At 60.3% G+C, this 12,390-nt stretch carries 11 protein-coding genes; 9 read left to right on the top strand and 2 right to left on the bottom strand.

Annotated elements, in window-relative coordinates:
- Positions 1-64: 64 nt before the first annotated feature.
- Both BHV64_RS06690 and BHV64_RS06695 read right to left on the bottom strand, forming a co-directional pair.
- Positions 65-460, bottom strand: coding sequence for a hypothetical protein (locus BHV64_RS06690; RefSeq protein WP_138265631.1), 396 nt, complete (start codon positions 458-460; stop codon positions 65-67).
- A gap of 282 nt (positions 461-742) precedes the next feature.
- The gene (locus BHV64_RS06695) at positions 743-1,546 is read right to left on the bottom strand and encodes a TonB family protein (RefSeq protein ID WP_217727703.1); all 804 of its coding nucleotides are present in this window, start codon (positions 1,544-1,546) and stop codon (positions 743-745) included.
- An 86-nt stretch (positions 1,547-1,632) separates the two neighbouring features.
- On the opposite strand from BHV64_RS06695, the gene BHV64_RS06700 reads away from it, so the two are divergent.
- The 9 genes from BHV64_RS06700 (at position 1,633) to BHV64_RS13260 (ending at position 12,188) form a co-directional block, all read left to right on the top strand.
- A complete protein-coding gene (locus tag BHV64_RS06700) occupies positions 1,633-3,024 on the top strand; it encodes a bifunctional UDP-3-O-[3-hydroxymyristoyl] N-acetylglucosamine deacetylase/3-hydroxyacyl-ACP dehydratase (RefSeq protein WP_015545756.1) in 1,392 nt (463 codons plus the stop codon).
- A 5-nt stretch (positions 3,025-3,029) separates the two neighbouring features.
- Positions 3,030-3,824, top strand: coding sequence for an acyl-ACP--UDP-N-acetylglucosamine O-acyltransferase (gene lpxA, locus BHV64_RS06705; protein WP_015545755.1), 795 nt, complete (start codon positions 3,030-3,032; stop codon positions 3,822-3,824).
- 128 nt (positions 3,825-3,952) lie between these two features.
- The gene (gene rimP / locus BHV64_RS06710) at positions 3,953-4,420 is read left to right on the top strand and encodes a ribosome assembly cofactor RimP (protein WP_015545754.1); all 468 of its coding nucleotides are present in this window, start codon (positions 3,953-3,955) and stop codon (positions 4,418-4,420) included.
- A 26-nt stretch (positions 4,421-4,446) separates the two neighbouring features.
- Positions 4,447-5,676 carry a transcription termination factor NusA gene (gene nusA, locus BHV64_RS06715; RefSeq protein WP_015545753.1) on the top strand — a complete coding sequence of 410 codons (1,230 nt, stop codon included), beginning with the start codon at positions 4,447-4,449 and terminating at the stop codon, positions 5,674-5,676.
- 34 nt (positions 5,677-5,710) lie between these two features.
- On the top strand, positions 5,711-8,674 hold the full coding sequence (gene infB / locus BHV64_RS06720; RefSeq protein ID WP_217727705.1) for a translation initiation factor IF-2: 2,964 nt from the start codon (positions 5,711-5,713) through the stop codon (positions 8,672-8,674).
- A 39-nt stretch (positions 8,675-8,713) separates the two neighbouring features.
- Positions 8,714-10,030, top strand: a complete 1,317-nt coding sequence (locus BHV64_RS06725) for an acetyl-CoA hydrolase/transferase family protein (RefSeq protein ID WP_022061147.1) — start codon at positions 8,714-8,716, stop codon at positions 10,028-10,030.
- Between the two features lie 253 nt (positions 10,031-10,283).
- Positions 10,284-11,099 (top strand): M48 family metallopeptidase, encoded by an 816-nt coding sequence (locus BHV64_RS06730; protein ID WP_217727706.1) that lies wholly within the window; start codon positions 10,284-10,286, stop codon positions 11,097-11,099.
- Positions 11,100-11,564: 465 nt separating this feature from the next.
- Positions 11,565-11,960 (top strand): hypothetical protein, encoded by a 396-nt coding sequence (locus tag BHV64_RS06735; protein ID WP_217727289.1) that lies wholly within the window; start codon positions 11,565-11,567, stop codon positions 11,958-11,960.
- A 60-nt stretch (positions 11,961-12,020) separates the two neighbouring features.
- Complete coding sequence (locus BHV64_RS13260; protein WP_217727288.1) at positions 12,021-12,188, top strand: hypothetical protein; 168 nt, start codon at positions 12,021-12,023, stop codon at positions 12,186-12,188.
- Positions 12,189-12,390: the final 202 nt, after the last annotated feature.

The following is a 12,390-nucleotide window of genomic DNA, read 5'->3' on the forward strand; positions in this document are numbered from 1 at the left end:
TTCATTATCAGACGTTCGTATTTCAGGCAAACAGAACGGCGAACCGTTCGGGAAATACCGTACGCTAAATAATGAGCCGCCGCAGCCGGTAGACATAGTAATCCACGGCATGCGGTCCGGCGGAGAGATCGAAGGTTTGGAACGCAGCGGTTAACTTGGCAACTCCCGTACCACAGCCCCACGAAGCGGCGCCGCGCACGACGGCGCGTTCGGCCGGAACTTGCCGGTCGCCGTAACGGAACGAAGGCTGCGCCGGGCAGGATTCCGCCTCCCGGAGCACACGGGGTTGGTGGTTCAGATCCGAATTGTACGTACGCTCGCACTGCCACTCGTCGGTGTGCATATCGCCCGCCGAGAAGGCCGCAGAGGGCGCCTGCTGCCGGATGCACGCACCGTCGCCGCCCTCCGGAAAGAGCAGGCACGCCGTGAAGGCCAGCACGATGAAAAGCAGTTTACGCATCTAACGGTTCGGAAAATTACGTCGGCTACAAAGTTACGTTTTTTTCGGACAAATCCGCGGCCGAAGCCGAAATTATCCATAAAAAAAGCCGATTTTCCCGACACAGAGCCGACCCCAAAAAGGCCTTCTTTTTGCCGGGAAACGTCTTCCGCGGCTTCCGCCCGCGGTCGACTGCCGGCCAACAAGCGGCAAAATTCCGAACGGACAACGCTCGAGATGCCCCGTCAGATCGGATTGGATATGCCCCAGGATGTGCGGCAGGCAGGCCGCAATCATCCGAAATCATTGGGGAATGAAGATATAAGTGATGGTTCCCGTCTGACGGGCGGGCGCCGAGTCGTCGATGTTGAACAACGAATTGCGGGCGGCGCGCAGGGCCGACTCGCGCATGCAGTCGTCGCCGCCCTCGGTGACGCGCGCGCCGGTCACCTTGCCCGCACGGTCCACCGTGACCGAAACCGTCACGTCGCCCCCGCCCTCGCACAGATAGGCCGGGACCTCCAGATAACGCGACGTGCGCACGGGATCGGTAATCGAGAACGACACCGTGACGCGCCCCTTGACCTTGCGGTCCTGACGTTCCGCGCCGTCCTCCTTCCCGCGGCGTTCGCGGATGGCCCGCTCCTCGGCAAGCCCCTGCTCGTAGGCCTCGCGGTTGGCGCGCATCCGCGCCTCGGCCTCGGCCGCCGCCTCGTTCAGCGCCGCAGCGTTGGTCCCGCGGTCGTCGCGGAGCTTCTCGTTCAGGGCGTTTTCGTTCGACGCCTGGTTGCGGATGCTCCGCCAGTCGATCTCCTCCTGCCGCTGGCGCTCGCGCTCCTCGCGCTCCAGGCGGTCGCGCTCCTGCTCCATTTCGGCCAGCGTCTGAAGGTCGATATACATGCCCTGCTGGTGCGTGCGCCGGCCCACGACGATCTTCGACGAGACGAAGACGATCATCAGCGCCAGATAGGCGATCAACGTGACACACAGGCCGATACGATGGTCGTAGGTCCACGACCCCACATCCTCCCTGCGGTTGTCGAAGGGCAGTTTGATACGCGGCCTGCGGGCGGGTTTCGGTTTGTCGTCACGGGGTGTTTCAGTCATTGCGGTGTATCGGAATTTTGAGCAAAAGTAGCGTTTTTTACCGAAAATTTCCTATCTTTGCGCGCAAATATATAGAAACACCGCTTATGTCAACCAAACAACAAACGCTGAAGGCGCCGATCTCATTCTCGGGAAAGGGCCTGCATACGGGCGTCAAAGTTACCATGACCGTGAATCCCGCCGAGGCCGGAACCGGAATCGTATTCCGCCGCACCGACCTCGAAGGACAACCCATAATTCCCGCCCTGTGCGACAACGTCGTAGACACTTCGCGCGGCACGACCGTCGAAGCCGGCGGCCACCGCGTGCACACCATCGAGCACATCATGTCGGCGCTCTGGACCCTCGGCGTGGATAACGCCGTGATCGACATCGACGCCCCCGAGACCCCCATCATGGACGGCTCGGCCCGCGAATACGCCCGGGCCATCACCGAGACCGGACTGGCGGATCAGGACGCCGAGCGGCAGTTCTACCACGTGACCGAAAAGATGGTCTACACGATCCCCGAGAAGGGCGTGGCGATCATCCTCTACCCCGACGACGAATTCTCCGTCTCGGTGCACGTGGACTACAATTCGAAGGTCATCGGCAACCAGTACGCCACCTTCAACCCCGGCGACGACTTCGCCCGAAAAATTTCGCCCTGCCGCACGTTCGTCTTCCTGCACGAGCTGGAGCCGCTGATCAACATGAACCTGATCAAGGGCGGCGACCTGGACAACGCCATCGTGGTGGTGGAAAACCCCGTGCCCGACGAACAGCTGGACAAGCTCAAGAAGGTCTTCAACAAGCCCGACATCGAGATCAAGGCGGGCTACCTCAATAACCTCGAACTGCGCTGCAACAACGAGCTGGCGCGCCACAAGCTGCTCGACCTGCTGGGCGACTTCGCGCTGCTGGGCGTACGGATCAAGGGCCGCGTCTGGGCCACCCGCCCGGGACACTTCGCCAACACGGAGTTTATGAAGCAGCTCAAGCAGACCATCCGCCGCGGAGGCGAGAAACCCCGCTACACCTACGACTGCCGTAAGCCGCCGCTCTACGACATCAACGACATCCGCCGCATGCTGCCCCACCGTCCGCCGTTCCTGCTGGTGGACCGCATTTTCCACTGCGATTCCTCGTCCGTGGCGGGCATCAAGAACGTGACGATGAACGAACCGTTCTTCGTGGGCCACTTCCCCGAGGAGCCGGTGATGCCGGGCGTGCTGATCGTCGAGGCCATGGCGCAGTGCAGCGGCATCATGGTCCTGAGCAACGTCCCCGACCCGGAGAACTACTCGACCTACTTTATGAAGATCGACGGCGTGAAATTCAAGCGCAAGGTCGTTCCGGGCGACACGCTGCAATTCGAAATCCACCTGCTGGAACCCATCCGCCGGGGCGTCGCCCTCGTGGAGGCCAAGGCGTTCGTCGGCGAGACGCTCGCCTGCGAGGCCGTGATGATGGCGCAGGTAGTCAAAAACAAAAAATAGAGGAAATGATCAGCAACCTGGCCTATATCCACCCCGACGCCAAACTCGGAGCCAACGTCACGGTGGAACCATTTGCCTATATCGCGGGCGACACGGTGATCGGCGACGACTGCTGGATCGGTCCCGGAGCCGTGATCCACGACGGGGCGCGCATCGGCAGGCGATGCCGCATCCACACCGCCGCTTCGGTCGCATGCCTTCCGCAGGACCTGAAATTCGCCGGCGAAATCACCACCTGCGAAATCGGCGACGACAACGACATCCGCGAGTACGTGACCATCAGCCGCGGAACCGCCTCGACCGGAACCACGCGCATCGGCTCGAAAAACCTGCTGATGGCCTACGTCCACATCGGGCACGACTGCATCATCGGCAGCAACTGCGTGATCGCCAACCGCGTGTCGCTCGCCGGCGAAGTGCACGTCGGCGACTGGGTGGTCATCGGCGGCCACGCCGCCGTCCACCAGTGGACCCACATCGGGGCGCACGCCATGGTGCAGGGCGGCGCGCTGCTGGGGCAGGACCTCCCGCCCTACGTCATCGTGCGCAACGACACGCTCCGTTTCGCGGGCATCAACAAGATCGGGCTTGCGCGCCGCGGCTTTTCGCACGAACGCATCGCCGAGATCCACGACGCCTGCCGCATCCTCTTCCAGAGCGGCCTGAACTACCTGAACGGTTGCGACGAGGTCGAAAAGCAGGTTCCGCAAAGTCCCGAGCGCGATACGCTCCTCGAATTCATCCGCACCTCGAAACGCGGCATCATCAAACCCTACGAATCGCGTTGCAAAGAGGAGTAAATTTTGCGTATAAATATTGGTATATCGGAATTTTTCACTATATTTGCGGTGTCGAAAGACAGCGTGAAGGGTAAGGGGACGGGCAGTCCCCTTATTTCATACTTACACCGGACCGAAATTCAACGACTATGATAGAGACGAAAAAGATAATCGAAGCGGCGGAACGTCATTTGGAAGGCTCCGATATGTTCGTGGTGGAGTGCACCTCGACCCCGGGCAACGAAATCGAACTGACGATCGACAGCGACACGTCGGTCGGCATCGACGCCTGCGCGGAGTTGAGCCGCGCCGTCGAAGCGCAGTTCGACCGCGACGAGGAGGATTTTTCGCTGACGGTCATGTCGGCCGGCATCGGCTCGGAGCTGAAAAGCCTGCGCCAGTACCGCAAACTCGCCGGCAAATCGGCCGAGGTGCTGCTCACCAGCGGCGTGAAGATACTGGCCAAGCTGGAGGAGGTCACCGACGAAGGCATCACCCTCTCCTACGAGGAGAAGCAGGCCGTCGAGGGCAAAAAGAAGAAACAGTTGGTGAAAGTCACGCGCAGCTACCCCTTCGATCAGATCAAGTACACGAAGGAGTGGCTGGATTTCAAGTAACAATTAAAAATCAGATAAAGCACACAATGGACAATCTCAATCTCATCAGCAACTTTGCCGAATTCAAAGAGCTGAAGAACATCGACAAGTCGACGATGATCGGCGTGCTGGAGGACGTCTTCCGCCACGCGCTGCAAAAACAGTATGAAACGGACGAGAATTTCGACGTCATCATCAACCCCGAGAAAGGCGACCTCGAAATCTGGCGCAACCGCACGGTCGTCGAGGACGACGCCGTCGAAGACCCCAACGCACAGATTTCCGTCTCGGAGGTCAAGGCCATCGACCCCACCTACGAGATTGGAGACGAATACGCCGACGAGATCAAACTCTCCTCGTTCGGCCGCCGCGCCGTGCTGTCGCTGCGCCAGAACCTCGCCTCGCGCATCCTCGATCTGGAGAAGGCCAGCCTCTACGAAAAATACTCGGAGAAGGTCGGCGACATCGTCACGGGCGAGGTCTACCAGGTGTGGAAAAAGGAGGTGCTGATCCTCGACGACGAGGAGAACGAGCTGATCCTCCCGAAGGCCGAGCAGATCCCCAACGACTTCTACCGCAAGGGCGACACGATCAAGGCCATCGTCAAGTCGGTCGAGATGAACAACAACCAGCCGCGCATCATCCTCTCGCGTACGGCCAACCAGTTCCTCGAACGGCTGTTCGAGCAGGAGGTTCCCGAGATTTTCGACGGCCTGATCACCATCAAGAAGATCGTCCGCATCCCCGGCGAGCGCGCCAAGGTCGCCGTGGAGTCCTACGACGAGCGCATCGACCCGGTGGGCGCCTGCGTCGGCATGAAGGGTTCGCGCATCTACTCGATCGTCAAGGAGCTGCGCAACGAGAACATCGACGTGGTGAACTACACGGCAAACCCGACGCTGATGATCCAACGTTCGCTCAATCCCGCAAAGGTGTCGTCGATCACCATCGACGAGGAGAAGATGACCGCTTCGGTCTACCTCAAGCCCGACCAGGTGTCGCTGGCCATCGGCAAGGGAGGTCTCAACATCCGCCTCTCGAAAATGCTCACCGGCTATGACATCGACGTTTACCGCGAGGTCGAGGAGGAGGACGTGGCCCTCACGGAGTTCGCCGACGAAATCGACGGATGGGTGATCGACGCCCTGAAAGCCGCCGGATGCGACACCGCCAAGAGCGTGCTGGAACTCCCCGTCGAGGAGATCGCCGCACGCGCCGACCTCGAACTGGAGCAGGCGCAGAAGGTCGTGGAGATCCTGAAGGCCGAATTCGAATAATCAAAGCAAGACAAGAAAGGAAAAGAGACAAGATATGGGTAATGAAAGAAAATTAAGGCTCATTCAGGTTGCAAAGGAGTTCAAGGTGGGGCTGAACACCGTCACCGACTTCCTGCAGAAGAAGGGCATCAAGAGCGACGGATCGCCCAACACGCTGGTCGATGCCGAGACTTACGCCGTTCTGGAGAAGGAGTTCGGGGCGAACCGCAGCGCCGCCAGCGCACGTGATTCGATCCGCGAACGCATCTCCCTGAAGCAGACGACCGTAACCCTCGAAGAAGCCAGGAAGCAGGAGCGCGAGGAAGAGAAGGAGGTTGTCATCAAAAGCAACGTCATCAGCGTCAAGGACGAGATTCAGCAGCCGAAGTTCCTCGGCAAGATCGACCTCTCGCCCAAGCCCAAGGCGGCTCCGGCTCCCCAGCCCAAGCCCGCACCCGAGGCCGAGGCCGTGAAACCCGCCCCCCAGCCGGCGGCTCCCGCCGCGAAAGCGGAGGAGGCCCCGAAAGCTCCGGAGGCCGTGAAACCGGCTCCCGCACCCGCTCCGGCTCCCCAGCCGAAGCCGGCCGAGACGCCGAAACCCGCAGCGGCCGCAACGCCGGCCCCCGCGAAGGCCGCAGCCCCCGTGCAGGAGGCCCCGAAGAGGGAAACGCCCGCCCCGGCTCCGCAGCCCAAAGCCGCAGAGACTCCCGCACCCAAACCCGCTCCGGCCCCGGCAGCGCCCGCGGCACAAGCGGCTCCGGCCCCCGCCCCCGCGGCGGAGCCGAAGCCCGAGGCCCCGAAGGACAACATCTTCCGCCCCGAGACGGTGACCCTCACCGGTCCGCAGGTGCTCGGCACGATGGACGTGTCGGGCTTCGTCGCAGGCGGCAAGCATAAGCGCAAACGCCTCCAGAAGGAGAAAGTCGACGTCAGCAAAGCCCCGAAGGGCAATGCACAGGGCGGCGGCAACCGTCAGGGCCAGGGCGGTCAGAACAACAACGGCAACCGTTCGGGAGGACAGGGCCAGAACCGCGGCGGAGGTCAGAACCAGCCCCGTCCGGGCGAAGGGCGCCGCAACAAGGGCAAGAACGCCCCCAAACCGATCGTGCGCCCGGAAGTGAGCGACGAAGAGGTTTCGAAGCAGGTAAAGGACACCCTGGCGCGTCTGACGGCCAAGGGGTCCAAGAGCAAAAGCTCGAAATACCGCAAGGACAAGCGCGAGGCCGTCGCCGAGCGCATGAACGAGGAGTTCGAACGCGAGGAAATGGAGCGTTCGACGCTCAAGGTCACGGAGTTCGTGACCGTCAGCGAGCTGGCCACGATGATGAACGTCGCGCCGACGGAGGTCATCATGGCCTGCATGAACCTGGGTCTGATGGTGTCGATCAACCAGCGTCTCGACGCCGAGGCGCTCGTGGTGGTCGCCGAAGAGTTCGGCTACAAGACCGAATTCGTCTCGGTGGAGATTCAGGAGGCCATCGCCGACGACAGCGAGGACCGCGAGGAAGACCTCGTTCCGCGTCCGCCGATCGTGACGGTCATGGGACACGTCGACCACGGTAAGACCTCGCTGCTGGACAACATCCGCAAAACCAACGTCATCGAGGGCGAGGCCGGCGGCATCACCCAGCACATCGGCGCTTACAGCGTGGTGCTGAACGGGCAGAAGATCACCTTCCTCGACACCCCGGGCCACGAGGCCTTCACGGCCATGCGCGCCCGCGGAGCCGCCGTGACGGACGTGGCCATCATCATCGTCGCGGCCGACGACAGCGTCATGCCGCAGACCGTCGAGGCGATCAACCACGCGCAGGCCGCAGGCGTGCCGATGGTTTTCGCCATCAACAAGATCGACAAACCCAACGCCAACCCCGACCACATCAAGGAGCAGCTCTCGCAGATGAACTACCTCGTGGAGTCGTGGGGCGGCAAATACCAGGACCAGGAGGTTTCGGCCAAGAAGGGCCTGAACCTCGACAAGCTGCTCGAAAAGGTGCTGCTGGAGGCCGAGATGCTCGACCTGAAAGCCAACCCCAACAAAAAGGCGCAGGGAACGGTCATCGAGTCGACGCTCGACAAGGGCCGCGGCTACGTGTCGACGATCCTGGTGCAGAGCGGCACGCTCCGCGTCGGCGACGTGATCCTCTCGGGAACCTACACCGGCCGCGTGAAGGCCATGTTCAACGAGAACGGCAAGAAGGTCGAAGCGGCAGGTCCCTCGACGCCCGTACAGGTGCTCGGACTGAACGGCGCGCCGCAGGCCGGCGACACGTTCAACGTCATGGACGACGACCGCTCGGCACGCGAAATCGCCAACAAACGCGAACAGCTGGCCCGCATGCAGGGCATTATGACCCAGAAGCACGTGACGCTCGACGAGATCGGCCGCCGCATCGCCATCGGCTCGTTCAAGGAGCTGAACATCATCGTCAAGGGCGACGTGGACGGATCGGTCGAGGCCATGTCCGGATCGCTGATCAAGCTCTCGAAGGAGACCGTGCAGGTCAACGTCATCCACGCCGCCGTGGGACAGATTTCGGAGTCCGACGTGCTGCTGGCCGCCGCCTCGAACGCCATCATCGTCGGCTTCCAGGTGCGTCCGTCGGCTTCGGCCCGCAGACTGGCCGAGAAGGAGGAGATCGAAATCCGCCTCTACTCGATCATCTACGACGCCATCAACGACATCAAGGACGCCATCGAGGGCATGCTCGAACCGGTGATGAAGGAGGAGATCGTCGCTTCGGTCGAAGTGCTCGAAATCTTCAAGATCACCAAGGTCGGAACCGTCGCCGGATGTATGGTCCGCGAAGGCAAGCTGCAACGCTCGACCCCGATCCGCGTCATCCGCGACGGCATCGTGATCTACACCGGCAAACTCGGCTCGCTCAAACGTTTCAAGGACGACGTCAAGGAGGTCGTGGTCGGACAGGACTGCGGTCTGAACATCGAGTCGTTCAACGACATCCGCGTCGGCGACATCGTCGAGGGATACGAACAGGTGGAAGTGAAACGCAAGTAACCCATAAAACTAACAACTACTTACAATTTTTTGGCAGTAATGACTAACCCAATCCATTTTACGACTGCGGAAGAGGCCGTCAAGGTCATCAAATCGGGCGACCATGTCCACCTCAGCTCGGTGGCATCGGCTCCCCAGTGCCTGATCAACGCCATGTGCAAACGCGGCGAGGCCGGAGAACTGAAGGACGTGCACGTCCATCACCTGCACACGGAGGGTCCCGCTCCCTACGCCGATCCGAAATTCGAAGGCGTATTCCAGCTCGACTCCTTCTTCGTGGGTGCGAACGTCCGCAAGGTAACCCAGAGCGGCTATGCCGATTACATTCCGATTTTCTTGAGCGAGACACAGCGTCTGTACCGCTGCGGAGCCGTTCCGTGCAACGTGGCGATGATCCAGGTCTGCCCGCCCGACAAACACGGCTTCGTATCGCTCGGAACCTCCGTCGACGCCACGCTGGCGGCCGTGGAGTGCGCCGATTATGTGATCGCCGTGGTGAACAAATACGTTCCGCGCGCCTTCGGTCAGGCCATGATCCACTCCTCGAAGATCGACTTCTTCGTGCAGGACGACACCCCGCTGATCGAAGCGAAATTCTCCGAGCCGAACGAGGTCGAGACGGCCATCGGCAAGCACTGCGCCGCGCTGATCGAGGACGGCGCAACGCTCCAGATGGGCATCGGGGCCATTCCGAATGCGGTTCTCAGCCAGCTGGGCGGCCATAAGAACCTCGGCATCCACACCGAAATGTTCGCCGACGGCGTGCTGCCTCTGGTGGAGAAGGGCGTGATCAACGGCGAAGCCAAAAAAACCGACCCCGGCAAGATGGTCTCGACCTTCCTGATGGGTTCGAAAGCCGTTTACGACTTCATCGACGACAACCCGGGCGTGCTGATGATGGATGTCGGATACACGAACGACCCCTACATCATCTCGCAGAACGACCGCTTCGTGGCCATCAACTCGGCCCTGCAAGTCGACCTGACGGGCCAGGTGTGCGCCGACTCGCTGGGCACGAAATTCTGGTCGGGCGTCGGCGGACAAATCGACTTCGTCTACGGCGCATCGCTCTCGAAGGGCGGCAAGGCGATCATCGCCATGCCTTCGATCACCAACAAGGGCGTGTCGAAAATCTGCCCGACGCTGTTGGACGGCGCCGGCGTGGTGACGACCCGCAACCACATCCACTGGTTCGTGACCGAGTTCGGAGCCGTGGACCTCTACGGCAAGACCTTGCAGGAGCGTGCACGCCTGCTGATCTCCATCGCGCATCCTTCGGCGCAGGAGGAGTTGGACCGGGCCGCTTTCGAGCGCTGGGGATCGCACCATCACTACATCAAGGGATATATGAAATAGCGTTTCCGCACCTCGGAAACAGCAACAAGAAACGGCGTTCGCATGAACGCCGTTTTTTGCATCTTCCGGCCAACCGCCCCTTGATCCCGACGGACGGACTGCCTACATACAAGCCGGACGCACCTCGGCAACGGGCTGCATGACTTTCGTGCACCCCTTCGTATGAAAGCCTGTCGCGATATACAGGCGTCTTTTCCGAACGGAAAAAGCTATTTTTTCCATATCTTTGCCCACGTTGAAAACAGGATACGATATGAAGAAACTTTTCCTTTTGTTTGCGGCGGCACTCCTGGCCGCAACCTGCCCCGCGGGGGTTTTCGCTCAATTCAAAATCGGCGGTAAGAAAATAGACGCCGGGAAGCTGCTCAACGCCGGAAAGGACGTGGCCAAGGCCGTCACGCTCAACGACGAGGAGATCGCCCGGCTGAGCCGCGAATCGGTCGAATGGATGGACGCCAACAATCCCGTGGCCGCCGATTCGACGACCTATGGTGCGCGCCTCAAGCGGCTCACCGAAGGTATCACCGACGCCGACGGGCTTCCGCTGAATTTCAAGGTCTACCTGGTGACCGACGTCAACGCCTTTGCCTGCGGCGACGGTTCGATCCGCGTCTTCGCCGCTCTGATGGATCTGATGGACGACGACGAACTGATGGCCATCATCGGCCACGAAATCGGGCACGTCGTGCATGCCGACACGAAACACGCCATGAAAAACGCCTATCTCGCATCCGCAGCCCGCAATGCCGCCGGAGCCGCCGAAGGCAGCGCTCTGGCCAGGTTGAGCGAATCGCAGCTGGGCAAAGTCGTAGCGACCTTCACCGATGCACAGTTCTCGCAAAAGCAGGAGTACGAAGCCGACGAACACGGCTTCGAATTCTGCGTGAAACACGGGTTCGACCCCTACGGCATGGCCAACTCGCTCGATAAGTTGGTCGAACTGTCGAAAGGCGCCAAAGCCTCCACCGTGCAGAAGATGTTCTCTTCGCACCCCGACAGCGAAAAGCGCGCGGCCCGCATGAAGGAGAAAGCCGACGCCTACATGGCCGCTCAGCGGCAGAACAGGTAACCGAACTCTTTCCGGCCTGCCGGAATTCGCGGAAAAGTCCGTGAAACCGGGTTCGGAAAGGGAATGCAACAGCCCAATTTTTAAACACACAAGCCGAAAAACATCCGAAATTCCGGATGTTTTTTGTATATTTGTATGTCACTAACACCTGAACCGCCAATGAAATAACACACAAAGTTGCAGTAACACGACTAAAAAACGCCGGTTCCGCACGAAAAGCGGCGGCGCGCACATATAAAAAGCGTTAGCTTTAACCTTGCTTTCTGAAAATCTGGAAAATTTAAAGAGCAACCAAGGAATGAAGTTTGACGCTCACGTTTCCAACGTGGGCTTCATTCTGTATTTGGTTGCCAGGTTATTCCAGAGCCTCAGAAAGCAAATCAGAGTTTTGTCCCACGTTTTTTATTTCACCTTCCGAATCCGAACTTAATTCCATGCGCTGCGGGACAGGCGTACATACCCACCATGAAAGCCTATCTCCTGCTCCTCCCGATCAGTTTCCTGCCTGCCGTAGCGGGCATCCTCGTTACGCGTCCGATGTGGCGCATACGCCAGCTCCCCAACGAAGCGATACAGGGCATCGGTCTCGTCGTGATGATCTCCGTCCTGATCGGCTGCCTCGTCCCGCTCTTTCTCGGCGACACAGGGGCTGTCGGATGCGCCTGCATCCTATTGAGCCTGTTCAACCTCGTGATTTTCCAGTATTACGAGCAGCGGCTCAACATCTCGCGCTGCCCGCAATGCCACACGCGCAACCTGCACGTGCGCAAGTACAGCAAAGGACTTTACAAACTCTACTGCCCGCATTGCGGCCTCCACAGCCGGTGGCGCACGTGGCGGTATTTTTCGGACGAAGCTTAACGATATCCCGAAAAGCCGTTTGGCATCTCCTTCATCCAGCGCGGCGAACCTGCGTTTGGGGTGGATACACGCCCGAAAGAGAATGCCCTGCAACACCCCGTTCCCGAGTCCTGGAATGCGACGCTCCGCGGCCAGGAAAGTCTTGGCCGTGAGCTTCAGCTTCGCACCGGCCACAAACGCCCGTCTCCGATCACGCTCGACGAATACCTCGCAGAACGGGAGAAATAACGCCCCCCAAAAAAACGCCGCTTTAAGAAAAACGGTCTTCCCCCCCCCTCCCGAAAATATCCGGCATCGAACTCCGTGTCGGGCGGCGAACATTTCGTCTTCGCCCCCCCTGTAAGTTGCGCTGCCCTCCCCCCCCCTCCAAGACAAAAACCCTTCCTTAACAGGAAGGGTTTAGGCACAAAAAAAAGGTCAGACCTTACGA

The sequence above is a fragment of the Alistipes sp. 56_sp_Nov_56_25 genome (genome assembly GCF_001915285.1).
Taxonomy (GTDB): domain Bacteria; phylum Bacteroidota; class Bacteroidia; order Bacteroidales; family Rikenellaceae; genus Alistipes; species Alistipes shahii.

What these genes read in the sequence shown, in the direction of transcription:
- BHV64_RS06700 (WP_015545756.1), top strand. Translation starts at nt 1,633, where the DNA reads ATGTCAACCAAACAACAAACGCTGAAGGCGCCGATCTCATTCTCGGGA.
- BHV64_RS06725 (WP_022061147.1), top strand. Translation starts at nt 8,714, where the DNA reads ATGACTAACCCAATCCATTTTACGACTGCGGAAGAGGCCGTCAAGGTC.
- BHV64_RS06690 (WP_138265631.1), bottom strand. Translation starts at nt 460, where the DNA reads ATGCGTAAACTGCTTTTCATCGTGCTGGCCTTCACGGCGTGCCTGCTC.
- rimP (WP_015545754.1), top strand. Translation starts at nt 3,953, where the DNA reads ATGATAGAGACGAAAAAGATAATCGAAGCGGCGGAACGTCATTTGGAA.
- BHV64_RS06695 (WP_217727703.1), bottom strand. Translation starts at nt 1,546, where the DNA reads ATGACTGAAACACCCCGTGACGACAAACCGAAACCCGCCCGCAGGCCG.
- nusA (WP_015545753.1), top strand. Translation starts at nt 4,447, where the DNA reads ATGGACAATCTCAATCTCATCAGCAACTTTGCCGAATTCAAAGAGCTG.
- infB (WP_217727705.1), top strand. Translation starts at nt 5,711, where the DNA reads ATGGGTAATGAAAGAAAATTAAGGCTCATTCAGGTTGCAAAGGAGTTC.
- lpxA (WP_015545755.1), top strand. Translation starts at nt 3,030, where the DNA reads ATGATCAGCAACCTGGCCTATATCCACCCCGACGCCAAACTCGGAGCC.
- BHV64_RS06730 (WP_217727706.1), top strand. Translation starts at nt 10,284, where the DNA reads ATGAAGAAACTTTTCCTTTTGTTTGCGGCGGCACTCCTGGCCGCAACC.
- BHV64_RS06735 (WP_217727289.1), top strand. Translation starts at nt 11,565, where the DNA reads ATGAAAGCCTATCTCCTGCTCCTCCCGATCAGTTTCCTGCCTGCCGTA.